At 66.5% G+C, this 23462-nt stretch carries 27 protein-coding genes; 21 read left to right on the forward strand and 6 right to left on the reverse strand.

The annotated features are described in order from the left end of the window. Nucleotides 1-126: 126 nt before the first annotated feature. Nucleotides 127-813, reverse strand: a complete 687-nt coding sequence (locus tag IPG97_00715; protein ID MBK6855113.1) for a hypothetical protein — start codon at nt 811-813, stop codon at nt 127-129. A 26-nt stretch (nt 814-839) separates the two neighbouring features. Here IPG97_00715 and IPG97_00720 point away from each other — a divergent pair, with 26 nt between their 5' ends. Next, the gene (locus IPG97_00720; protein MBK6855114.1) at nt 840-1463 is read left to right on the forward strand and encodes a threonylcarbamoyl-AMP synthase; all 624 of its coding nucleotides are present in this window, start codon (nt 840-842) and stop codon (nt 1461-1463) included. A gap of 108 nt (nt 1464-1571) precedes the next feature. After that, the gene (locus IPG97_00725) at nt 1572-1751 is read left to right on the forward strand and encodes a hypothetical protein (GenBank protein MBK6855115.1); all 180 of its coding nucleotides are present in this window, start codon (nt 1572-1574) and stop codon (nt 1749-1751) included. Between the two features lie 64 nt (nt 1752-1815). Here IPG97_00725 and IPG97_00730 read toward each other — a convergent pair whose 3' ends face one another. Then, nucleotides 1816-3327 (reverse strand): acetyl-CoA acetyltransferase, encoded by a 1512-nt coding sequence (locus tag IPG97_00730; GenBank protein ID MBK6855116.1) that lies wholly within the window; start codon nt 3325-3327, stop codon nt 1816-1818. A 124-nt stretch (nt 3328-3451) separates the two neighbouring features. Between IPG97_00730 and IPG97_00735 the strand changes: the two genes are divergently transcribed. From IPG97_00735 to IPG97_00800, 14 genes are all read left to right on the forward strand, one after another. Beyond that, complete coding sequence (locus IPG97_00735; protein MBK6855117.1) at nt 3452-3970, forward strand: hypothetical protein; 519 nt, start codon at nt 3452-3454, stop codon at nt 3968-3970. A 40-nt stretch (nt 3971-4010) separates the two neighbouring features. Continuing rightward, complete coding sequence (rpiB, locus tag IPG97_00740; GenBank protein ID MBK6855118.1) at nt 4011-4544, forward strand: ribose 5-phosphate isomerase B; 534 nt, start codon at nt 4011-4013, stop codon at nt 4542-4544. Beyond that, the gene (locus tag IPG97_00745; GenBank protein ID MBK6855119.1) at nt 4541-5785 is read left to right on the forward strand and encodes a serine hydroxymethyltransferase; all 1245 of its coding nucleotides are present in this window, start codon (nt 4541-4543) and stop codon (nt 5783-5785) included. Before rpiB ends, IPG97_00745 begins: the two co-directional genes overlap by 4 nt. 51 nt (nt 5786-5836) lie before the next feature. Continuing rightward, the gene (locus tag IPG97_00750) at nt 5837-7030 is read left to right on the forward strand and encodes an undecaprenyl/decaprenyl-phosphate alpha-N-acetylglucosaminyl 1-phosphate transferase (protein MBK6855120.1); all 1194 of its coding nucleotides are present in this window, start codon (nt 5837-5839) and stop codon (nt 7028-7030) included. A gap of 245 nt (nt 7031-7275) precedes the next feature. After that, complete coding sequence (locus tag IPG97_00755) at nt 7276-7575, forward strand: AtpZ/AtpI family protein (GenBank protein MBK6855121.1); 300 nt, start codon at nt 7276-7278, stop codon at nt 7573-7575. A 26-nt stretch (nt 7576-7601) separates the two neighbouring features. Further along, on the forward strand, nt 7602-8021 hold the full coding sequence (locus IPG97_00760) for an ATP synthase subunit I (GenBank protein ID MBK6855122.1): 420 nt from the start codon (nt 7602-7604) through the stop codon (nt 8019-8021). Nucleotides 8022-8080: 59 nt separating this feature from the next. Further along, the gene (atpB, locus tag IPG97_00765; GenBank protein ID MBK6855123.1) at nt 8081-8791 is read left to right on the forward strand and encodes a F0F1 ATP synthase subunit A; all 711 of its coding nucleotides are present in this window, start codon (nt 8081-8083) and stop codon (nt 8789-8791) included. 67 nt (nt 8792-8858) lie between these two features. Further along, entirely contained in the window at nt 8859-9086 is a 228-nt protein-coding gene (gene atpE / locus IPG97_00770) for an ATP synthase F0 subunit C (protein ID MBK6855124.1), read from the forward strand. Nucleotides 9087-9116: 30 nt separating this feature from the next. Continuing rightward, entirely contained in the window at nt 9117-9851 is a 735-nt protein-coding gene (atpF, locus tag IPG97_00775; GenBank protein ID MBK6855125.1) for a F0F1 ATP synthase subunit B, read from the forward strand. After that, a complete protein-coding gene (gene atpH, locus IPG97_00780; GenBank protein ID MBK6855126.1) occupies nt 9851-10378 on the forward strand; it encodes an ATP synthase F1 subunit delta in 528 nt (175 codons plus the stop codon). The genes atpF and atpH overlap by 1 nt, the downstream gene beginning before the upstream one ends. Before the next feature lie 90 nt (nt 10379-10468). After that, a complete protein-coding gene (locus IPG97_00785; protein MBK6855127.1) occupies nt 10469-12067 on the forward strand; it encodes a F0F1 ATP synthase subunit alpha in 1599 nt (532 codons plus the stop codon). 8 nt (nt 12068-12075) lie between these two features. Further along, complete coding sequence (locus IPG97_00790) at nt 12076-13089, forward strand: F0F1 ATP synthase subunit gamma (protein MBK6855128.1); 1014 nt, start codon at nt 12076-12078, stop codon at nt 13087-13089. Further along, the gene (gene atpD / locus IPG97_00795) at nt 13086-14537 is read left to right on the forward strand and encodes a F0F1 ATP synthase subunit beta (GenBank protein ID MBK6855129.1); all 1452 of its coding nucleotides are present in this window, start codon (nt 13086-13088) and stop codon (nt 14535-14537) included. Before IPG97_00790 ends, atpD begins: the two co-directional genes overlap by 4 nt. Nucleotide 14538: 1 nt before the next feature. Continuing rightward, nucleotides 14539-14940 (forward strand): F0F1 ATP synthase subunit epsilon, encoded by a 402-nt coding sequence (locus tag IPG97_00800; protein MBK6855130.1) that lies wholly within the window; start codon nt 14539-14541, stop codon nt 14938-14940. Nucleotides 14941-14954: 14 nt separating this feature from the next. On the opposite strand, the gene IPG97_00805 is transcribed toward IPG97_00800, so the two are convergent. Together IPG97_00805 and IPG97_00810 are read right to left on the reverse strand one after the other, a co-directional pair. Further along, complete coding sequence (locus IPG97_00805; GenBank protein MBK6855131.1) at nt 14955-15566, reverse strand: DUF4178 domain-containing protein; 612 nt, start codon at nt 15564-15566, stop codon at nt 14955-14957. A gap of 4 nt (nt 15567-15570) precedes the next feature. Then, nucleotides 15571-16413 (reverse strand): two pore domain potassium channel family protein, encoded by an 843-nt coding sequence (locus IPG97_00810; GenBank protein MBK6855132.1) that lies wholly within the window; start codon nt 16411-16413, stop codon nt 15571-15573. A gap of 79 nt (nt 16414-16492) precedes the next feature. On the opposite strand from IPG97_00810, the gene IPG97_00815 reads away from it, so the two are divergent. The 4 genes from IPG97_00815 to IPG97_00830 are packed head-to-tail and all read left to right on the forward strand — an operon-like array spanning nt 16493 to nt 19626. Beyond that, nucleotides 16493-17038 (forward strand): DUF2617 family protein, encoded by a 546-nt coding sequence (locus tag IPG97_00815; protein ID MBK6855133.1) that lies wholly within the window; start codon nt 16493-16495, stop codon nt 17036-17038. Further along, the gene (locus IPG97_00820) at nt 17038-17547 is read left to right on the forward strand and encodes a DUF4247 domain-containing protein (protein MBK6855134.1); all 510 of its coding nucleotides are present in this window, start codon (nt 17038-17040) and stop codon (nt 17545-17547) included. Before IPG97_00815 ends, IPG97_00820 begins: the two co-directional genes overlap by 1 nt. An 18-nt stretch (nt 17548-17565) precedes the next feature. After that, nucleotides 17566-17982 carry a DUF350 domain-containing protein gene (locus IPG97_00825; GenBank protein ID MBK6855135.1) on the forward strand — a complete coding sequence of 139 codons (417 nt, stop codon included), beginning with the start codon at nt 17566-17568 and terminating at the stop codon, nt 17980-17982. Then, nucleotides 17983-19626 (forward strand): polyamine aminopropyltransferase, encoded by a 1644-nt coding sequence (locus tag IPG97_00830; GenBank protein ID MBK6855136.1) that lies wholly within the window; start codon nt 17983-17985, stop codon nt 19624-19626. 62 nt (nt 19627-19688) lie between these two features. Here the strand turns inward: IPG97_00830 and IPG97_00835 are convergent, their stop codons facing one another. Further along, nucleotides 19689-20459: a hypothetical protein gene (locus tag IPG97_00835; protein MBK6855137.1), complete on the reverse strand. Its 771-nt coding sequence runs from the start codon at nt 20457-20459 to the stop codon at nt 19689-19691. Nucleotides 20460-21390: 931 nt separating this feature from the next. Then, nucleotides 21391-22383, reverse strand: a complete 993-nt coding sequence (glpX, locus tag IPG97_00840; protein ID MBK6855138.1) for a class II fructose-bisphosphatase — start codon at nt 22381-22383, stop codon at nt 21391-21393. Between the two features lie 91 nt (nt 22384-22474). On the opposite strand from glpX, the gene IPG97_00845 reads away from it, so the two are divergent. Further along, nucleotides 22475-23428 (forward strand): hypothetical protein, encoded by a 954-nt coding sequence (locus tag IPG97_00845; GenBank protein MBK6855139.1) that lies wholly within the window; start codon nt 22475-22477, stop codon nt 23426-23428. The last annotated feature ends 34 nt before the right edge of the window (nt 23429-23462 follow it).

Raw genomic sequence — 23462 nt, forward strand, 5'->3', positions numbered from 1 at the left:
CGTTCAGGAGGCGAGTGAATAGGGAGCCGACCCATGAACACGGCATGGTTAGACCGAGGCAACGCCTCGGTCTGATCAACCTGGTAGCGACGACGACCGGAAATATCGGCTGGGGTCCTCAGGGGGTCAGCGATTGATCTTGGAGATGAGCCCTCGGGCCTCGCGCTCGGTGAGGCCAGTTGCGATCAGGAACACTTCGTCGGCCATGTCCTCTACGGCTATCGCCGGAGCGAGCAGAACGACACCGTCGAGAACGAAGGCCGCTGACCCTCTTCCGGACGGACCGGCCGGGCATTCTGGTTGGCCGTTGAAACAGGAGTTGAACCCGGCGTTGAGCTTTTCCTTGGATTCCGGCTTCACCCGCACCATCACCTGGTATGCGCCGTCCAAATCGGCGACCGTTGCATCGTGGAGATCGTTGCCGTCACCGAAGGGCTCGCCCACGGTGTGGCAGTAGACACCGTCGGCGGTGGGGAACAGGCCGTCGAGGTCGCCGGACCTGTCCGGCTCGGCGGCAGTTGTGCCAGGTGCCGAGGTAGAGGGCGTGCTGTCGGTTGCAGGGGCGGTGGTGGGGGTGGTGGTGGTGGATTCCAATGCCGGACATCCGGTGACCGACAACACCGGTACCAGCTTCAGTTCGGCCTTCTCGGCGGAGTTGTCGACCGTGGTCGTGGTCTCGGCGGTGGTGGTGGTGAGCCGAGCGGCGGTTGTGGTTGTTGGGGCTGAGCCTTCATCTGATCCGCATGCTGGTACGAGCATGATCAGAGCGGCGGTGGCGGCCGCAAGGAGGCGGTTGCGCAGAATTGCTGACATGGAAGTCGACGATAGTTTGGTCACCCGTGTCGCTGTTGGTGTCGGCCCTCCAAGATCCTGAGGAAGCGCTGGTGCAAGCGATCGCCGTGCTCGAGGCGGGCGGGACGGTGGTGATCCCAACCGACACCGTCTACGGGGTGGGTGCACTACCCCGGATCCGAGGCGCGACCGGGGCGTTGTTCGCCCTCAAGGACCGTTCGGCTGCACAACCTCTGGCCGTGCTGGTCGCCGACCGCGCCCAGGCCCTGGAACTGGTGGACCCATCGGCGGTGAACCAGCGCATCGAGGGCTGGATGAGTCGGTGGTGGCCGGGGCCGCTGACCTTGGTCCTGCCGCGTAGCACGTCGGCGCGAGAGATGGAATTGGGGGGCGCCTCGGGCACGGTCGGGGTGAGGTGCCCGGATTCAGACTTCGTTCGGATGCTCGCCGCCCACGTGGGGCCGATAGCGACCACCAGCGCCAACCGGCATGGAGAGCCGACCGCCACCGACGCGGCCGCTGCCGCATCGTCGCTGGTCGGACTGGTCGATCTGGTCGTCGACGGCGGCCCGGCGGGAACGGTGGCTTCGACGGTCATCGACGTGAGCGACCTCACGCCGCGGATGCTTCGTGAGGGCTCCGTGTCAGCGACCGAGTTGGGCCTGACGTAGGACCGTCCAGGAACCTCCACACACCAGTTGCTGCAGGCGACGCCTTGCCTGCGTCGAGGGGCGCGGCCGTTGTTGGTCGACCCCGCGTGGGCCGGGGATACTGGGACGGTGACGACCCGGATAGGAGCCCTGATCATCCTGGCCGGGATCGTTCTGATCGTGGCCCGGGCCTTCAACTGGGTGGACAGCGAAGCCGCTGACATCGCCGCCACCCTGGCCATCGTGGTCGGAGCGTTGGCTGTGGCGGTGGACGGGGAACCCGGGCATCCCAGGCAGTCGAGGCGCTGAGGACGCGAACCGATCGGCGGCTGGCGTTCGCTTGGACCTAACCGCGCCGCTCGCCAATGTGAGGTCAGTCGGTGAAGGTGAAGGTGCCGTCGGCGTCCACGGTCCCATGGCGGCCTGCGGTCTCCACCGTCATCAGTTCCCGAAGTACGTCGGTATCGGTGGACCCCGCCCATGCCCTTCGTCCGTCGGCGAGGAGTGTGGACAGGATGGCTCTCTCGGGGGTGCTGGTCCGGTCATGCATGACCGTGGACGTCTCGACCGTCACGGTGCCGTCGGTGGTGGGGTCGACGATCTCGGCCAATGCGCGGGATGGACCGGCATCGACTTCGTCCTGAACGTCGGCGTGGCGGAAGGCCGCATCCGGTGGCCTCGTGCTGTACACGCCGAACGCGTGCTTGGTGAGGAAGCCGCCGTTGGCGGTGATCAGCCCGACCGTTCCTGGATCGCTCCTCAGCCGTTCGACCATGGCCGAGATCGAGTGGCTCACGTAGTTGTTCCACGGCCCGCCCGCGAAGGAGAGCCCGCCGGTGACGGTGAGGGGACGGTCCGTGCCCAGCCCGATCTCGTTGGCTGCGATCTGAACCGCGCTGGGGAAGCACGAGTACACGTCTGCGTGCGCCACGTCGTCCGCCCCGACACCGGCGAGTTCGAGGGCCCGACGCCCCGCCACGCGGATGGCCGGGGCCTCGGCCAGGCTCCAGCGGTTCGAGACGTGCCAGTGCTCGTGGGCATCGGTTCCCGTCCACGGGAACACCCAGCGGTCTGAGGAGACGCCGAGGGAACGGGCCCGTTCCACCGAGCACACCACGAAGGCGGCTGCCTGCTCGACGGCGTTGTTGGCGTTCATCAGCTTCGTGTAAGGGAAGCCGACCATTCGGTTGTCGGGGGTGGGCGTCCGGATCGCATCGGCGTCGAAGGCCCGACGGATCCAGGCGTTGGGGTTGGTCGCGGCCACCTCACTGAAGCCTGACCAGAGCTGCGCCACGCGGTCGCGGTGGTCGTCGATGGTCCAACCTCGAGCGGCCCGGTAGGCGTTCTCGAACAGCGGGTAGAACTCGATGGGCAGCATCACCCGGCGGGCCCACTCGCCGGGGTGCCACAGTTCTGCCTTGTTGGCGACCGATTCAGCCGGCTCGACGCTGTCGTCTTGGACCGGCCAGTCCGGCTTCAGGTCGGCGGCCTTGTGGTGCGAACGGGTGCGCCAGGTCTCGGCACCGCCGATGAGCACCGCGTCCGACGTACCGGCGAGGATTGCCAGGCATGCTCGGTTGACGAGCGTCTGGGGGTAGTTGCCTCCATCGTCGGTGACGATGGTGTGCCTGGGCGAGATGCCGAGTCTGCGGGCCACGAGGGCGCCCGGGTCGCGGTAGCGCCACGACAGGATCCGTATCACCGCCACCGTGTCGACGGAGCCGAGGAGGCCATCGGTTCCACTGTCGGCCTGAGCCTTCAACGCCGCCTCGACTAGGAGGGCATCGGGGGAGAGGGCATCGTGGAAGTCTTCGGTTCGTTGCTCGACCTGACCCACACCGACCAGCACTGGCCACCTGGGGTCGATCGTGGAGGTGGAGGGCATCGCCACAGTCAACGCACTACTTGACCGTTTGGTCAAGTAGTGGCGTGCTCGACGACATCCACCTCTACACTCACCTGCCATCGAGATCGTCGTCATGTGTACCGGGAACATCTGCCGTTCCCCGATGGGAGAGGTCCTGCTGCGCCAGCGCCTCGAGGACAGGGGCATTGACGCCCACGTGTCCTCGTTCGGGTTGGTGCTCGATGGTGATCCCGCCCACGCCCATGCTCGCGAGGTGATGGCCGAGGCTGGTCTCGACCTGAGTAGCCACCGGTCCCGGATCGTCAACGAGGACATGGCGGCGGGCGTAGATCTGGTGATCGGAATGGAACAACGCCATGTGCGAGAGGTCGTGGTGATCCGCCCCGAGCTGTTCACCAAGGCGTACACCCTCCCGGACCTGGTTTTCAGGGCGGAGAACCACGGTGCCCGAGGCACCCGTCCCTTCGATGAGTGGCTGGCCGAGCTGGGCCAGGACCGCAAGCGCGCCGACCTGTTCCGCCAGGATCGACGCCTCGAGGTGACCGATCCCATTGGCGGATCTCGCAAGGCCTTCCAACGCACGGCCGCCCAGCTCAATGACCTGCTGGATCGTTTCGTGGCGCTGGCGTGGTCCGAACCGGCCGTCACCGGCCATCATTGAACAGCAACCTCCTTCCCCCAACACGTCACCTGGAGTCCTGATGCGGATCGCCATCGGAGCCGACCACGCTGGATACGACCTGAAGTCCCACTTGGTGGCCATGCTCACCGATCTCGATCACACCGTGATCGACCTTGGAACCGACGGCACCGAGAGCGTCGACTACCCGGCCTATTGCGCGGCGGTGGCTCGAGCCGTGGCCCGTGGCGACGTGGAGCGGGGCATCGTTCTCGGGGGATCGGGTCAGGGTGAGCAGATCGCCGCCAACAAGGTGTTGGGAGTGCGGGCGGCCCTTTGCAACGACCTGTACACGGCTCGCATGGCCCGCGAGCACAACGATGCCAACGTGTTGTCGCTGGGTGGTCGGATCGTGGCCCCCGCGTTGGCCGATGAGATCGTGGTGTGTTTCATCCAGACGCCGTACCAGGGCGGACGCCACCAGCAAAGAGTCGACCAGCTGGCTGAGATCGGTCGTTACGGCGCCGATGGATCTGGACTCGACACCTACCTCGACTCGCTGGTACCCGGCATCACCGCCCGGGCCGCGGGTCCCGACTCAGGAGCAAACCGATGAGCTGGCCCACCAGTCGAGATACCGAACTGTTCGACATCATCGATGCCGAACGGGACCGCCAGAACCGCACGGTCCAGCTGATCGCCTCGGAGAACTTCACCTCGCCAGCCGTCCTGGAAGCCACCGGATCGGTGCTGACCAACAAATACAGCGAGGGCTACCCCGGCAAGCGGTACTACGGCGGCAACGAGGTGATCGACCAGGCCGAGGACTTGGCCCGAGATCGGGTCAAGGCCCTTTTCGGCGCCGATCACGCCAATGTCCAGCCCCACTCGGGGGCAAACGCCAACATGGCCGTGTACCTGGGGCTTCTCCAACCGGGAGACACCGTGCTCGGCCTGCGACTCGACCAGGGTGGCCACCTCACCCACGGGTCGCCGGTCAACGCCAGCGGCATCCTCTACAACTTCGTCTCCTACGGGGTCACCCCCTCAGACGAACGAATCGACTTCGACCAGGTTCGTGACCTGGCCCTCGAGCACCGGCCCCGACTGATCGTGGCCGGAGCAACGGCCTATCCCCGCATCATCGACCCCCAGCCGTTCCGGGAAATCGCCGACGAGGTCGGGGCGTTGTTCATGTTCGACGCCGCCCACATCGCCGGGCTCATCGCTGGTGGCGTCCACCCCAACCCGGTTCCGGTGGCCGACATTGTCACCTTCACCACCCACAAGACCCTGCGCGGCCCGCGGGGCGGGTGCATCTTGTCCCGGGCCGAGCATGCCGCCGCCATCGACAAGGCGGTGTTCCCCGGGCTGCAGGGTGGCCCGCTCGATCACGTGATCGCAGCCAAGGCCGTGGCCTTCCGCGAGGCCGCCCAGCCCGAGTTCGCCGAGTACGCCCGCAACGTCGTGGACAACGCATCGGTGTTGGCCGAGGCCCTTGCCTCCCACGGGCTGCGCCTGGTGTCAGGCGGTACCGACAACCACCTGATGCTCGTGGACCTTCGTGGGTTCGATGCCGACCTCTCGGGCAAGAAGGCCAGGCTGGCCCTGGACCGGGCGGGGATCAGCCTCAACGAGAACACGGTGCCCGATGATCCTCGCCCGCCCTATATCACCTCTGGCCTGCGCATCGGCACCCCGGCGGTGACCACCCAGGGTATGGGTCACCGCGAGATGAGGGAGATCGCCTTCCAGATCCACCGGGTGCTCAGCCACCGAGACGACGAGAAGGTGATCGATACCACCCGCTCCGAGCTGGCCGAGCTCTGCTCCAAGTTCGAGCCCTACCCGACCTGAGTCGCGCGGGGCGGCGGGGGGGATGTCGTCGCCGCCCGCACCCGACCTGAGATGCCCGCCACCTCCGCCTACGTAGTGGTCTTCGCAGTCGCGCTGTTGGCGACGTTGGTGGTCACCCCGCTGTGTCGGGCGGTAGCCATCCGCCTGTCGGTCGTTGCCGTGCCCACCGAGTGGGCCGTTCACTCCCGGCCGATTCCCTACCTGGGTGGGGTGGCCATGCTGGTGGGGTTCCTGGCCGCGTTGGGTGTGGCCTGGGCCTCGGGCCAGTTCGGCCCGGTGTTTGATGGGCTCACGGTGCCGATGGGGGTGGCGGCGGGCGCGGTGGTCCTGTGCGCGGTGGGCACGCTCGACGATGTGCGAGACGTGTCGGCCCCGGCCAAGACCGCGGGGGTAGTGCTGGCCGGTTCGATCATGTACGCGCTGGGTGTGAGCCTCCTGTACTTCAGGATCCCCTTCGTCGATTCGCTGTTCGTGCTCGGCCCCGACCTCGCCCCGCTGGTGAGCGTGCTGTGGGTGTTGGGCATGGCCAACGCGGTGAACCTCATCGACGGGCTCGACGGGTTGGCTGCTGGGATCGTTGCCATCGCGGCAGGGTCGTTCTTCCTCTACGGCCACAAGCTGGCGACGGTGGGGGTTGAGGTGATCGGCCCGGAGAACCCGAGCCCGCTCATCTCGGTGGCGATCGCCGGGGTATGCCTCGGCTTCCTGCCATGGAACTTCAACCCGGCCCGTATCTTCATGGGCGACGGCGGGGCCTTGATGCTCGGGGGCCTGATGGCGGCCAGCACGATGTTGGTAGGCGGTCAGACCAGTCAGACCTTCTCGGGTCAGGTCTACTTCTTCTTCGCTCCGTTGTTCATCCCGTTCTTCGTCATGGGTGTCCCCATCGTCGATACCGCCTTCGCCATCGTGCGCCGCGCCCGCCGGCGTGCTGGTGTGGCCCAGAAGGACAAAGAGCATCTGCACCATCGCCTCATGCGGTTGGGGCACGGCCACCGTCGCAGCGTGGTGATCCTGTGGCTCTGGACCGGTCTGTTGGCGATCTTCGTCCTTTACCCCGTCTACACCGGTGAGGGTGACTCGCTGGTTCCGATGCTCGTCCTACTTCTCTGCCTGGTGCTGTACACCTTCTTCCACCCTGGTGTGCGTGCGGCAAAGGAGGACGGCGAGTCCGATCAGGTCGGGGACGTGGGCGGCGAGTCCCTGGAATCGGACCCTGACGAACTTTCCTCGACCTCGACCTGAGCTCACGCGGACCGAACCCCTGGTTTGAAATGGAACCTTGCTTCACCGATCCAAACGGCGCAGCATTGGTGGGTCGCCGCACCGCGTGCTCGGCTCCCCGGTCGGATTTGTGGGCTCGCGCCCTTGTCACCTAGATTGCGCTCCGGTTCACAAAGTCCTCGAGCAGTCCCATCCGGCGGCCGGGGAACTCACGACCACACCGATTCAGGCCCCGGCATCACCTCACCCCAACGAGCCCTCCACTGATGGATCTCAGAGCGCGTCGACAGCTGAACAAGGGCTACGCCGACACGCTCGCGCGCGGCTTCGAGTTCGCGGCTGTGCCCGTGGTCTTCGGCGGCATCGGGTGGCTCGTAGACGGGGCCCTCGGCACGGCGCCGATGTTCACCATCGGTCTCGTCGTGTTCGGGTTCATCGGCATGTTCGCCAAGCTCTGGCTCGGCTACGACGAAGCCATGAAGCGCGAGGAGGAGGGTGCGGTCTGGAACCGCCCCCGGACCACTTCTCGCATCGGTGCCACACCGAACACGGGGGAGACCCCGTGACCGTGGCTGCCGACCCCACCTTCACCATGCGCGACACCGGCCCCGCCGTCGAGCGTGAGGTAGCCGGCGACCTGATTCGCCGTGGCGTCCGCGCCCTGCCGATCTTCTTGGCGGTGGGCTTCGTGGGTTGGGGCGTCGACGGGATCCTGTCGGTCGCCTTCGCCGCCGGACTGATCCTGGCCAACTTCTGGGTGTCGGCCGCCCTGCTCGCATGGGCCGCTCGCACCTCCTACAGCCTGCTGATGGGCGTCACCCTCTTCGGGTTCCTCGTACGCCTGGGCGCCATCGTCGGCGCCGTCATGGCGGTGCGCCACATGGACTGGGTGGCCGCATGGCCCCTCGGTGCCACGCTCATCGTCGCCCACCTCGGCCTTCTCTTCTGGGAAGCCCGTTTCGTTTCCGCCTCACTGGCCTTCCCTGGCCTCAAGCCCGGTTCTGAGGAGTAGACCACCCCGTGCTGGCTCTCGAGTTCCCACCGCTCTCCCACGTAGTCCGTTGGCCCGCCATGTTCGGCGAGGGCACCTTCTACGCCTTCAACAAGGTTGCGCTCATCTGCGTGCTGGCCACCGTGATGACCTACCTGGTCTTCATCCTGGGCAACAAGAAGCAGCTTGTGCCCGGTCGGGCCCAGAGCCTCGCTGAGATCTCGGTCGAGTTCATCGAGGACGGCATCGTCAAGGAGAACATCGGAGACCACCACACCGGGTGGACCCCGGTGCTGATGGCCACCTTCTTCTTCATCTTCTTCACCAACATCTTCGAGATCATCCCGATCTTCCAGATGCCGGCCTCGGCCCAGATCGCCGTGCCCATGATGCTCGCGGTGTTCGGCTTCTTCTGCTACGTAGGCGCTGGAATCAAGGCGCAGGGCCCTCTCGGCTACCTCAAGTCATCGCTGTTCCCGCCCGGCCTGCCGGTGCCGCTCTACATCCTGATCACCCCCATCGAGTTCGTCTCCACCTTCTTGGTGCGCCCCTTCTCCCTGATGGTGCGTCTCTTCGCCAACCTGTTGGCCGGGCACATGCTCCTGGTCACCTTCGCCACGCTCTCCGCCGGCCTGTTCACCGCCAAGTGGTACGCCATCTTCCTGCCGCTGCCGGCCTTCGCCATGGTGTTCTTCACGGCGTTCGAGGTCCTGGTGTCGTTCCTCCAGGCCTACGTCTTCACCCTGCTCCTGTCCGTCTACATCGGACTGTCGATCCACGCGGATCACTGAGCACCCCAGCTCTCATCTAGAGACCCACAAACCCAGACCCAAACCACGAAAGGGCTAGGAGACCAAAATGCTCCTCGCAGAGATCACCAACAAGGGCGCTGCTGCCATCGGTTACGGCATCGGAGCCCTCGGCCCCGGTATCGGCATCGGCTACCTGGTCGGCCAGGCCGTCCAGTCCATGGCTCGTCAGCCCGAGGCCGCCGGCATGGTCCGTACCACCATGTTCCTGGGCGTCGCCTTCGTCGAGGCCCTGGCCCTCATCGGCTTCGTGGTCTTCTTCCTCGCCGGCTCCTGATTTCAGGCTCCGGCCGAAAGGACACATCTGATGAGACGATTCCGTCTGCTGTTCGCAGCTACCGCGGTCATTGTCCTTGGCCTCTTCGGGTCGGCCCGCGTGGCCTCGGCCCAGGAGGAAGGCGGTCATGAGGAGGGCCCTACGGCCATCTCCGTGCCTGCCGAAGAGCTTGCCGCCGAAGAAGGTGGCCACGAGCTCTCCCATGCGGCTCACGCCTGCATCGAGGAGATCGAGGCCGCCAACTCCATCGACGTCGATTGCCAGCAGGCCCCCAACCCGCTGCTCCCCGAGACCCACGAGATCTTCTGGGGATCGTTCGGCTTCGTTGTGGTGATGCTCGGCATGTGGAAGTTCGCTCTTCCCGCCATGCGGACTTCGCTCGACGCCCGCGCCGACCGCATCCGCACCGACCTCGAGTCGGCGGAGGCCCAGCGCACCGAGGCCAGCGACATCCTCGCCCAGTACCAGGCCCAGCTGGCCGATGCCCGCAACGAGTCGGTTCGCATCATCGAAGAGGCCCGTCAGACGGCAGATGAGATGAAGCGTGACCTCCAGGCCCGCACCGAGGCGGAGATCGCCGAGATGAGGGCCCGGGCCACCGGTGAGATCGAAGCCGCCAAGACCCAGGCCATCGCCGACCTCCGAGGCGAGGTGGCCGCCCTGGCCATCGGCGCCGCCGAGCAGGTCGTCGAGCGCAACCTCGATCGTGACACCAACGTGGCGCTCATCGAGTCCTACATCAACCAGGTGGGAGCGTCCCGCTGATGTCCGACGACCGCACCACGGCATACGCCGAGGCCCTATTCGCGGTCGCTCGGTCCGAAGGCCCGCTCAGCGAGGTCGAGGACGAGCTGTTCCGGGTGGCCCAGGTGGTGCGGGGCAATGACGAGCTTCGTGACAAGCTCGCGGACCCCCACATCCCTGTGGCCGTCCGTCAGCAGATCGTCGTCGACCTCCTCGGCGGCAAGGCCCTACCCGTCACCACGAGCCTCGTCTCGATGGTGGTGGGCACCGGCCGGGTCCGTGACCTGCCCGCCATCGTCGACCAACTGGTGGCGATGTCGGCAGCGGAAGCCAACAAGGAGGTGGCCGAGGTTCGTTCGGCCATCGCCCTCACCGACGACCAGAAGTCCCGCCTTGCCGACGCTCTCGGCCGGGCCACGGGCAAGCAGGTCGAGATCAAGGTCATCATCGATCCGTCCCTCAAGGGCGGCGTGGTGGCCCAGGTCGGAGACACCGTCATCGACGGTTCCATCCGCCGTCGCCTCGATCAGCTCCGCAACGCCCTCTAGTTCCCAACGCTGCCGGGCCCACCGCCGTTGGGCGGACATGCCCCACGCACAGACTCCTCTCTTCTTCACACGGCTCAGGAGAAACGGCAAATGGCCGAGCTCACCATCAACACCGAAGACATCACCGCCGCCCTCCGAAAGAACCTCGAGGGCTTCACGCCCGACGTGACCGCTGCCCAGGTGGGCCGCGTTCTCGAGGTGGGCGACGGCATCGCCACCATTGGTGGTCTGCCCGACTGCGCCGTGAACGAGATGCTCGAGTTCGCCGATGGCACCATCGGTCTGGCGCTCAACCTCGACGAGGAGTCGATCGGCGCCGTGGTCCTCGGCGAAGTCGGCAACATCGAGGAGGGCCAGGTAGTTCGGGCCACCGGTGAGATTCTCTCGGTACCCTGCGGCGACGGTCTGCTCGGCCGGGTGGTCAACACCCTGGGCGAGCCCGTCGACGGCAAGGGCCCGCTGGTCGGCACCCAGCAGCGGCGCATGGAGATCCAGGCGCCGGGCATCCTCGGCCGCAAGCCGGTGCACGAGCCGCTCCAGACCGGTATCAAGGCCATCGACGCCATGACCCCCATCGGGCGGGGCCAGCGTGAGTTGATCATCGGTGACCGCAAGACCGGCAAGACCGCCGTGGCCATCGACACCATCTTGAACCAGAAGGGTCTGGGCGTTAAGTGCGTCTACGTGGCCATCGGCCAGCGGGCGTCCTCGGTGGCCCAGACGGTGGCCACCCTCGAGGCCCGCGGCGCCATGGACTACACCGTCGTCGTGGTGGCGCCGGCTTCGGATCCGGCTCCCTACAAGTACCTCGCCCCCTACACCGGCTGTGCCTTCGGCCAGCACTGGATGGAGAACAGCGAGCACGCCTTGGTCGTCTACGACGATCTCTCGAAGCAGGCCGAGGCCTACCGTGCCGTATCTCTGCTGCTGCGTCGTCCCCCGGGGCGCGAGGCCTACCCAGGCGACGTCTTCTACCTGCACAGCCGGCTGCTGGAACGGGCCGCCAAGCTCAGCGACGCCAACCGCGCCGGCTCCATGACCGCCCTCCCGATCATCGAGACCAAGGCCGGCGACATCTCGGCCTACATCCCCACCAACGTGATCTCGATCACCGACGGTCAGGTGTTCCTCGACGACGACCTGTTCAAGTCCGGCAACCGACCGGCCATCAACGTTGGTCAGTCGGTGAGCCGAGTGGGTGGTGCGGCCCAGATCAAGGCCATGCGCGCCGCGGTCGGCTCCCTCAAGGGTGACCTGGCCCAGTTCCGTGAGCTGGAGGCCTTCGCCTCCATGGGCTCGGAGCTCGACGCCGTTTCCCAGGCCACGCTGGATCGTGGTCAGCGCCTCACCGAGCTCCTCAAGCAGGGGCTCAACTCGCCGTTGCCCGTCGAGGAGCAGGTCGTAGTGCTCTACGCCGGCACCAGCGGCTACGTGGACCCGGTGCCGGTACCCGAGGTGCGGCGCTACGAGGCTGACCTGCTGGCTTGGATGCGCACCCGCCACGCCGGTCTGCTGGCCGGCATCCGTGACACCGGTCAGCTCGACGAGGACGCGCTGAAGGCTGCACTCGCCGAGTTCGGCAACGACTTCGTCGCCGGCACCGCCGAGTCGTCGGTGCCGGTTGCCCAGGTCGTAGCCGCTCCCGGACCCAACGACGTTCCGGCCTCCGGAAACCCCGAAGGTCAGTAGGAGCACCCATGGCCGGTGGTAAGGAGCGGGCCCTCCGACGGAGGATCAAGTCCGTTCAGTCGACCAAGAAGATCACCAAGGCGATGGAGCTGATCTCAGCTAGCCGGATCGCCAAGGCTCAGGAGCGGGTCCAGGCGGCTCGCCCCTACGCCGATCGGATCACCGGTGTGATCCGCAACCTGGCCGCGGCTGGTGCTGGTGGAGATTCGCCTCTGCTCAACGCCAGGGAAGAGATCTCGACCATCGCCTACGTGGTGGTTGCTGCCGACCGCGGCCTGGCCGGTGGCTACAACTCGGCGGTGATCCGTGGTGCGGAGCGGGCCATGGCCGCCGACGAGGCTGCCGGACGCTCGACCGCTCTGATCACGGTCGGCAAGAAGCCGACCGGCTACTTCCGCTTCCGAGGTCACGAGATCGCGGCCAGCTTCACCGGGTTCAGTGACAACCCGACTTATGAGGACGCTCGCGAGGTGGCTCGGTACGTGGCCGAGCGCTTCGATTCCGGTGAGTACTCCGAAGTCCACATCGCCTACACCCGTTTCATCACCATGGGTAGCCAGTCCGCCGAGATCGTGCGCTACATGCCGCTCGACACGTCGGCCATGACCGATGGCGACAGCGCCGAGGCCGGACCGTCGGCAGATTACGAATTCGAGCCCGGCCCCGATGCCATCCTCGAACGCTTGCTACCCCGCTACGCCGAGGCCCGTCTCTACGCCGCCATGCTCGACGCCGCGGCGTCCGAGCACGCCGCCCGTCAGCGGGCCATGAAGTCGGCGACCGAAAACGCCGAAGAGATGATCGTCAAGCTGAGCCGGGTCATGAACCGGGCCCGCCAGGACGCCATCACCACCGAGATCATGGAGATCGTCGGCGGCGCCGAGGCCTTGCGCCAGGCCGCCACCGACGGATCCGACCTGCTCGTCGACCAGGTCAATGTCGACGACGTATTCCCCGCCCGTACCGGTACCACCGGCGAGCCCGCCCGCCCCCTCCACTTTGCCGCAGGAGACCAGTCATGACCATCACCAACGAGCCCGCGATCCAGCGCAAGGACGGCCGGGTCGTGACCGTCGCCGGCCCGGTGGTAGACGTCGAGTTCCCTTCGGACTCGATCCCCGAGATCAACTCGTGCCTGTCCATGACCATCGAGGTCGACGGCAAGCCCAACGAGGTGAGGGCCGAGGTCGCCCAGCAGATCGGCGACAACCGGGTGCGGGCCATCTGCCTGAAGCCGACCGACGGCCTTCGCCGCGGCACCGCTGTGCGTAACACCGGTGCCGGAATCACCGTCCCGGTGGGTGACAAGGTCCTCGGTCACGTGTTCAACGTGATCGGTGAGCCGCTCGACATCTCGTCGGAAGAACTAGGTGAGGTTGCGGATCGGTGGGAGATCCACCGCCCCGCCCCCGACTTCGACACCCTCGAGCCCTCGGCCATCATGTTCGAGACCGGCATCAAGGTCATCGACCTCCTCACCCCCTACAAGCAGGGTGGCAAGATCGGCCTGTTCGGCGGTGCGGGCGTGGGCAAGACCGTTCTCATCACCGAGATGATCCGCCGTGTGGCCCAGAACCACGGTGGCGTATCGGTGTTCGCCGGCGTAGGCGAGCGCACCCGCGAAGGTACCGACCTCTTCTTGGAGATGGGTGAGTCGGGCGTGCTCGAAAAGGCGGCCCTGTGCTTCGGCCAGATGGACGAGCCCCCGGGTGTGCGCCTTCGGGTCGCGCTGTCGGCGCTGACCATGGCCGAGTACTTCCGTGATGTCCAACAGCAGGACGTGCTGTTGTTCGTGGACAACATCTTCCGTTTCACCCAGGCCGGCTCGGAGGTTTCCACCCTCCTCGGCCGCATGCCGTCAGCCGTGGGCTACCAGCCCACCCTGGCCGACGAGATGGGTGTGCTCCAGGAGCGCATCACCTCGACCCGGGGCCGCTCCATCACCTCCCTTCAGGCCGTGTACGTACCCGCGGATGACTACACCGACCCGGCGCCGTTCACGTCGTTCACCCACTTCGACGGCACCACCGAGTTGAGCCGCGACATCGCAGCGCTCGGCATCTACCCGGCTGTGGATCCTCTGGCGTCCAGCTCCACCATCCTCGCCCCCGAGATCGTCGGCGACCGCCACTACAACGTGGCTCGCAAGGTCCAGCAGGTGCTCCAGCGCTACAAGGAGCTCCAGGACATCATCGCCATCCTCGGTCTCGATGAGCTTTCCGAAGAGGACAAGGTCGTGGTTTCCCGGGCCCGGAAGGTCCAGCGCTTCCTGTCCCAGCCCATGTACGTGGCCGAGGTGTTCACCGGTCTGCCCGGTGTGACCACGCCCGTCGAGGAGACCGTCGACTCCTTCGAGCAGCTCGTCAACGGTGATCTCGACGACCTGCCCGAGCAGGCCTTCTTGAACGTGGGCGGCGCCGAAGCGGCCCGAGCCAAGGCTGCCGAGCTCCGCAAGTCTGCGGGGGAGTGACGTGACCCTTCAGGTCCAACTGGTGTCGCCCGAGCGCATCTTGTGGGCGGGCGAGGCCGAGATGGTCACCGCTCGTACCGTAGAGGGCGGCGACATCAGCTTCCTCACCGGGCATGCTCCGTTCGTGGGGGCCCTCGAGGTCTGCAAGGTCACCGTTCGCCCCGCTCAGGGATCAGATCTGTACTTCGCCGTTCACGGTGGGTTCGTGGAGATCTCCGGTGACGAGGTGTCGGTATTGTCCGACGTGGCCGAGGGGGTCGACCAGGTCGACATCGACCGGGCCACCGCGGCCCGAGCGGTCGCTCGCAAGGCGTTGGCCGACAACCCCGGGGACGCTGAAGCGGTCGTGGCCCTCCGTCGGGCCGAGGTACGTCTCGAGATCGCTGGCGTCGTCCCCGAGTAAGCCGTCCGGCAGCTTCAGGACAGCGTGATCGACTTCGTCACGTCTGTGCCCAAGCGGACCTCCCAATCACCCCATTGACCCTCGTCGACCGTGGCGGCCGCGCCACAGTGGACACAGCGGCCGTGGGGGTCGACGGTGAGCCCGGCGCCACAGTTGGGGCAGTTGCCGGACACGGCGATTGATCGCCGACGGGCACCGACCTCCCCGAAGCGCTCGAATCCCAGCCGGCTGCCGTCGGTGGCGCTGAAGTCGACGAAGTCCACCGAGCCGTTCGGGCTGCAACCGGTCTCCCCCTTGGAGACGAACGACGCCGTACCGGACTCGGAGCGGGTGAATGCGGTGCTGGAGTATCCGCACCGGTTGGCGTCGGGTCCACCGGTGACCGCGGCGGCATCGATCGCTTCCCATCGCGTGGCAACCGTGGTGTCGAAGTTCTCGATCGACACCCAGATCTGACGACCGTCCCCTACAGCCAAGCAGTGTTCGACCCAGCGGTCGCCGGCGTTCTCGAAGACGATGGTGCCGGCGATGACCGCATCGATGCCGTCGACACGGACGCTGGCTCCGACCGGGGCGTTGGCTACCGCCTCCAGTTCTGAGGTGCGGTTTCGGTTGAAGAGGCCCATTGGTTCATCCTCCGGTGGGGTGTTGGTCAGGCGGATCTGATTGGACGGAATGGTGCTCGGCGTGGGCCAGCGTGTGGAGCACGGCCGCAAGCTGACGCCGTTCAGTGCCGGAAAGAGTGGCCCAGCTCAGCAGCCGGGTACGGATGTGATCCACCTCCGCGTCACCAGAGGTGTCGGCACTGGCGGTCCGCTGGGCCAGGAACCGTTCGGCCACCTCTCCGGTGAGAGCACCGAGCATTCCAATCCCGGCGATCATCAACACGGCGGCCAGCACCCGGCCACCGGTGGTGGTCGGCGAGATGTCGCCGTAACCCACGGTCGTGGTGGTGACGACCGCCCACCACAACCCATCGCCGAACGACGCGGCCACGCCAGGGTCGAGGCGGGGGAGAAGAGCTCCACCGACACAGACGACCGTGACCCCCACCGCGGCGATCAATCTGATGCCGGTCAATCCGAGGACGTCTCGGAGGCCTTTGGTGGCCCGGACCATCATGGCGAGTGGGCGCAGCAGTCGCAGCAGGCGGGCCGGTCTCACCAGGTCGAGGGGTAGGGCGGCGACGAGCTCCAGCCGATGACGCCGGACATAGTCGGCCCTGTCGTTGGCGACGTATACCCGTACCGAGTAGTCGAGCGCGAACCATGCCCAGATCACCCAGCTCATGGTGTTGGCGGTCGTTCCGCGACGCAGGAGTAGCCACGCCGACGCCACCGCCGCGATCAGAAGCGCCATCTCGTACATGAAGCGCAGCCCCACCAGCCAGCCTGGTGCCTCGGTGTCCATCTTGATGTCGTCGTCGTCGAGCAGCCGGCGAAGGTCACCCAACAAGCGGTCCCCGACACCCATCGTGATGTTCCCTCTCGCCCTGTGCGTAGAATCCAGTCGATGCCTGGCGGGATCGACCGTCGGCCCATTTCACCACCTCATGAGCCTCCAAACGGTAGATATCGCGTCGGTCGATGTGTTGGGTGACGCGCTGCGCCTCCACTTGGGGCCCAACCTCCTGCCCGCGGTGGCAACGAGCCACATTCGCCTGGGACCGTCGATCACAGTCGTGCTCGAGGCGTTGGCTGCCTCACACCGGGTCACGGTGACCTATGGCGGCTCGGAGGCGATTGTCGAGACCGTTGCTTGCCGGAACGGAGGAGACCCGGTATCCACGCTGGTCTCCCCCGACCGCCTGCCATCCTCGTACCGCCAGACCATTGCCCATGGCACCTATTGCTTCGCCGGGCGCAAGATCACCGGACAGAGCGAGCTCGAAGACGGGGCTCGAATGCTGAGAGCGATCAGTGGGCGCCCCGGCTCGTTGGTGGTGGGGTTTCCCGGCCACCCCGATGCCCTCACCGGGCTAGTGCTCGACACCTCAGATCAGCACTCGTTGGCATGGAGCTCATGGCATCTATACCCGGGAGTAGATCCCCACATGATCGTCACCACCTCGGCCCTCGAACTGCAGGAGGTCGCCTGATGTCTGCTCCACGGTGCAGGACCCTGGCCGCAGTCGTGGTCTTGGCGGTGACGCTGGGCCTTGTCGGCGCGGCCTGTTCGAAGTCGGGGAAGGGGCCGGACCTGGCCAAGGAGCTCAACGGTCTGCCCTCGCTCACCAAGCTCACCACGGCTCCGGCGGGGCTCGACGTGAGCGGGGCCGATGGATTCTGGGAGTCCACCGGATCGACTGCCGAGGTCGCCGACGTGATCGCGGCCAAGGCTCGGCCCGATGAGCGCGCCAGCGGTGGAACCGACCAGTACCTGCTCTACCCGTCTGGGACTGTTTGGGTTTCCGAGCTGAACGGCAAATCCGAGGTCGTGCTCTACAAGGACAACGACCGGGCTTACCGTCGCCACTCTGGCGTCCTGCTGGCCAGCACCGGATGGGGTACTCGGATGGGCGGATACTCGGGGGGCGGCGGGTCCAACAACGGAGGTTCCGACACCGGTAACGGATTCCGGGGCGGTGGCTCCGGGTCGGGCAAGTAGTGGGAGACAGGAGAAGCAGTGGAAGACTTCATCAACGACCTAGGTCCCATCGCCGCATGGCTGGGGGTGTCCTTGGCCATCATGATCATCGGTTTCGTCGTGGTCGACGTGCTCACGCCCGGCAGCCTGCGTGACCAGGTATCGGACAACCTGAACGCCGCGCTGCTGGTTGCAGGCAAGCTCACCGCGGTGGGGATCATCGTCTGCGGTGCGGTCCTGTCCGCCCCTGATGCCCTCGACGAGGGGCTGGTCCAAGCCGCGCTGTACGGGGTCACCGGCATCGTTGCCTCGTCACTGGTCTTCCTGCTACTCGATGCCGCGCTTCCGGTGAAGCTGCGACATCTCGTCAACGAAAAGGAGTTCGATCCTGCAGCCGTGGTCGCCGTCGGATCGGAGATCGCGGTGGCGCTGGTCATCGCCGCCTCGCTCTCTTAGGTGACGACCTCCGACGACGGCGGACCAGAGGCGAGACCGAGCTCCGCACCGTCGTTCCCCGATCACGTCACCGATCTGAGTCTGCGGCGCCGTCGCTGGATGCTGTTGGGCGTGGCGGCGATCATCGCCGGTGCCGGAGTTGCCTACGAACTGGCGCTGATGCTTCTCGGGACGGTCACGGTGGGTTCCACCGAGCGGGCCAATGCGGTGGTGCTGGGAGCGGCCATGTTCGGGATGGGGGTGGGGGCCACGACCGGTGGAAGGCTGGCCAACCGTCCCGTGGTCGCGTTCGTGGGGGTGGAGAGCCTTCTGGCCGTTCTCGGTGCGGCCGCCGCGCCGTTCCTCTACTGGTCGTGGGCCACACTCGACGCCTTCTGGGGGCCGCTGCTAGCGGTCGCCTTCGTGCTCGGCTTGTGCATTGGGGCCGAGATGCCACTGCTCGCTGCTCTCAACGACCGTCTGGCTGAACAGCGCGCGTCGACGGTCGTGGCCGCGTTCACTGCCGCTGACTACTTCGGAGCCCTGGTTGGTGCCGTGGCATTCGCGTTCGTGGTTCGACCGTGGATCGGCTTGGTCCACGGAACGATCCTGGTCGCGGTGGTGAACGTGGCCATGGCCGCAGCGGTGGCCGTCATCGTGCCCACCCGTCGAGCCTTGCCCGTGGTGGCGATCATCGTCACGGCGTCGATCGGTCTGATCGCGGTGGCATCGAGTGCCGACCGGGTGACCGACAACGGGCGTCAACGCCTGTACCGGGATCCGATCGTGGATCGCCGGGAGAGCGCCTTCCAGGAGATCATCGTCACCAAACGTGTCCATCCCGGTGGAACGGTGGACACGAGGCTGTTCCTCGACGGTGATCTTCAGGTGTCCAGCGTGGACTCCCACCGGTACCACGAATCACTGGTTCATCCCGTGGTGTCGGCCACCTCGGCCGAGCGGGTCCTGGTCCTGGGCGGTGGAGACTGCGTGGCGGTTAGGGAGGTGTTGCGCCACCGAAGCGTTCGCCATGTCACCCTGGTGGAACTCGACCCCGAGGTGACGGCAGTGGCAACCGAGGTGCCCGAGCTTCGGGCACTCAACCAGGACGCATGCAACGACGACCGTGTCGAGGTGGTCAACGCCGATGCATTCACCTGGGTTCGGGCCAACGGTGGAGCCGGAGGTCCTCGCTTCGACGCGGTGATCGCCGACTTCCCCGACCCAGACACCTTGGCCCTCGGCCGGCTGTATTCGACCGAGCTCTACGGGCTGGTCCGGGACCTGCTCAACCCGGGCGGGGCCATGGCCGTACAGTGCGGATCCCCGTTCTTTGCTCCCGAAGCCTTCTGGACCTGTGAAGTCACCCTCGAAGCTGCGGGCTGGGCCCCCACCCCCTACCACGTCGACGTTCCGAGCTTCGGTGACTGGGGGTTCCACCTGGCAACTCCTCTGGGCGCGGGAGTTGCCCTGACCGATCCGCTTCGTCCGGTTCCGGTGGTCGACGGTCGACTCCCCATGAGGTTCCTGACCGCCGAGGTACTGCGGGCCGCACAGGTGTTCCCGCCCGACGTGGCCCGGGAACGGGTGACTGTCCGACCGTCGACCGTTCTAGATCCATCGATCGTCGAGGCCACCCAAGGGGCCTGGATCGGCTACTCCTGAACCAAGGGGCCAAGCTGGTGGTTACCCGAACAGAGCGTCCAAGGTCGCGCCTCTTCGGAGCCTCAGCAGCCGGGGAGATCAGGCAAGGCCGTCACCACGACTTCGGCAGCACCGACCCGCCCAACCGCTACCGACGTGGGAGCGGGGGATCGTGAACCGCCAACGGTGCGGACCTCGACTCGGACCGTCTCACAGCCGGTACGGCGACGCTGATCGCCGAACATGAACAGAAAGTCGTCGGTGGTGGTGACCGTCCACCCTTCCCGCTCGAGCTGGTTGAGGATCAGGGCTGCGGTCGGCCACGCCTCCAGGTCGACGATGGTCACGCTGACGGGCTGGTCCCGAGCTGGTAGCTGGGCGGTCAAGGCTTCCAACTCGGCATCGGTGGCCACGGAAGCCCGGTTGGCGTGCAGCGTGGAGGGCATGTTCCACACCACGGCGACGGTAATACCCGCGGACACCAGCGCCGGGACACCAAGGGCCATGGTCGACAGGCTCCTGGCCCAGGGGCGGACGCGGGTCTCGCTGGATGGGGGCGATGAAGGGCGCGATGGACCCTCCGGCCCGAGCCGTAGAGCCCGATCGGCTTGGTCCATGAGGAGCATGGCCAGGGCCATGAACAACACAAGCCCCACCGACAACGCAGTGAGGGTGAGATAACCCGACAACGGTCCCTTGACCTGGATGAAGCCGATCACCGCCGATCCGCAGGAGAGAACACCGACGAGAGATAGCGCGACCGAGAGCGGCACATCTACCCGCCACCATGGCCCGACCCGTCCGTTCACCACCCGACGCAGCGACCCGAATCCGAGCACCAGGACCGTTCCCACCACCGGCCAAGGCGGTCACCCTGAGAGGGCCAGAACCGACATCGGAGGTGCTGCGTCCCAGGGAACGCTGCATCAGGTCACGATCTGACAGGGTGAACTGGGCTATCGACGCGTCGATCACCTCGGCAACAGAATGACTGCCACGGTCCTCGCCTAGATCGTTGGTGATCAATCCCAAGTTGCCGGGTGACGTGGTGAGTTGCTGGTAGATCGGTGGCGCCCACATCACTGCGGCGACGCCGAGGGCAGCCAGCACTGGGCCCAACCACCGTGACCTGTCGACCAGGACGCCTCGGAGCCCGAACACCACGGTGACGAACAGGGCGGGAGCCAGCGGCGTGACGGTACCGATGTGGGACTGGACGGCGAGGCTGGCCGCAGCCGCGACGGTGACGATCTGGAGAGGGCGTCCGCTCACAACGGCGGCGGCCGCGGCTAGCGCAAGAGCGGTCGGCAACACCACGATGACCGGGTTCCACGGGTCGTCGAACCAGGTTGGTCCGGCGGCGGCCACGAACCAGACCAGCGCGCCACTGGCGGCGATAAGGGACCGCTCGCCTCCGGAACGCCACATGACCGCGGCGATCCCCACCATGGCAGACAGGTTCATTGCCAGGGTGGTGACGGCCAGCCCCGAGGCGCTCTGGCCCGTCGCGGCAAAGAGCGGACCCCACAAGTAGAAGGCGGCGGGGCCAGGATGGTTCCAGCGGTAGCGCGAGTACGGGCCTACCAGAGCATCGAGGTCCAGGGCCGATCTGGTCCAAGCCTCGAGCACCGCGTAGTCGCCGTCGAGACGGGGCGACCCCAGATGGGCGAACATCTGTGCCGCGTAGGCCACCACCGGCAGGACCACCATTGCGAAGCAGAGCGCTACGCGACTCGGCGGCTCAGCCCTGAGGTACCTCACCGGTGCCCGGGCCCGGATCGGCGATCAGCTGAACTCGATGCTGGAGAACTCTTCGAGTTTGCCGAGCTGGTGCTGAGCCTCGACGAGGCGAACGGTGCCAGACTTCGACCGCATGACCAGGGACTGGGTGAAGGCGCCGCGGCTCGTGTAGCGGACGCCCTTGAGGAGCTCTCCGTCGGTGATGCCGGTGGCGGCGAAGAAGCAGTTGTCGCCGGCCACCAGCCGGTCCTCGTCGAGCACCTCGGAGAGGTCGTACCCGGCGTCGATGGTGGCCTGGCGCTCCTGATCGTTGCGGGGCCACAGCCGGCCCTGGATGGCACCGCCCATGGACTTGAGGGCGGCAGCGGCGATGACACCCTCGGGAGTGCCACCCACACCGAACATGATGTCGGCACCAGAGTCGGGCCATGCGGTGGCGATGGCACCGGCCACGTCCCCGTCGGGGATGAGCAGGATCCGAGCCCCGGCTTGGCGGATCTCGCCGATCAGCTCCTCGTGGCGGGGGCGATCGAGGACCACGGCCGTGACCTCGGTGACCCGCTTGCCCAGTGCCTTGGCCACCGCGCTCAGGTTCTCGGTGGGGGTGGCGGTGATGTCGATGGCGCCAGCGGCCTCGGGGCCTGCGGCGATCTTTTCCATGTACACGCAGGGCCCGGGGTCGTACATGGTGCCGCGCTCGGACACGGCGATGACGGCGATGGCGTTTCCACGCCCCAACGAGGTGAGGGTGGTGCCGTCGATCGGGTCGACAGCGATATCGGCCGCGGGGGGTGTGCCGTCCCCGATGCGCTCGCCGTTGTACAACATCGGGGCTTCGTCCTTCTCGCCCTCACCGATGATCACCACGCCGTCCATGGGCACCGTTCCCAACACCAGCCTCATGGCGTCCACCGCGGCGCCATCTGCGCCTTCTTTGTCGCCCCGGCCTACCCAGCGGGAGGCGGCGAGGGCAGCGGCTTCGGTGACCCGGACCAGTTCCATGGCCAGGTTTCGGGTGGGGACCTGCTTGTCGGGCATCTGGGGATTCTATTGCCGGTGGTGGAGCCGCACCGGAAGCACTCGGTGACCCGGAGGTCCGAGGACCGGGTGATCGTGCCAAGCTTCCGCCATGGCCACCCGGAGTTGCCCACAATGTGGATCCCAGTACGTGGCATCGGTGCGCCGATGCATCACCTGCGACGTCGTCCTCCAAGATGACGTTCCCCCCGCGGTCCCTGGCGGTGCCCAGGGCGAAGAGCCCGGGCTGGTCGTCGGTGAAATGCTGGGCAGGGGGGATCAGATCGCCTATGAGCTCGACAGTTGGGGCAACCAGCTCAAGGTGTCGTTGGAAGGGATGCTCGATCACGCCGGGGTCCGACGGGTGTGGGAGGCGGGGACTCTGGTCGTGCCAGCAGAATACGAAGAGGAGGTGGATGCGTTGATCGCCGCGCTCGAGGGTCGCGACGTTGGTGACCTGTCCGACGTGGAAGAGCAGGTGGCCTTCGAGATCGAGGACCTCGATGCCGGTACCGCGTCGGACCTCGATGCGATGCTCATCGCTAGCGGAATCGCCCACTCCTGGAGCGACGAAGGCGATTTGTTGGTGTCGCTCGAGGACGAGTCCGTGGCGGCCGATCTGATCGACCGACTGCTGTCATCGGCCCTCGACGACGAGGGTCCTGGCGACAGCGACGGATTGGCCGCCAACGAGGCGCTTTCGGATCTCTACCTGGTCCTGGACCGCCTGGTCCCCGATCCGCACGACGCCAAGCTCGCATCACAACTCGCGGAGGTGGTGAAGGTCATCGGTGCCCTTGGGGTTCCCTACGGGTTCTCGTCTTCTGATTGGGACGCATTGGGTGAAGACTTGGAGGCGTTGGTGGGATTGGTAGCGGTGGACCCCTCGACCGTCGATGGTGACCCAGACGACGAACAGGGCGGTCCCGCCCCGGATCGGGTCACCCTCGCAGAGAGCGGTGACGGTGATCGGTCTGACGCTGACGACGCCGATGTGCCCACCTGGACCCAGCAGATCAGCCGAACCGCCGCTGAGCTGCGCCAGTTGGTCCAGGGTTGGATCTGAGCCAGGCGCATGACCCGACGGGTCGGCGATGGGG

It is taken from the genome of Microthrixaceae bacterium (assembly GCA_016702505.1).
Taxonomy (GTDB): domain Bacteria; phylum Actinomycetota; class Acidimicrobiia; order Acidimicrobiales; family Iamiaceae; genus Aquihabitans.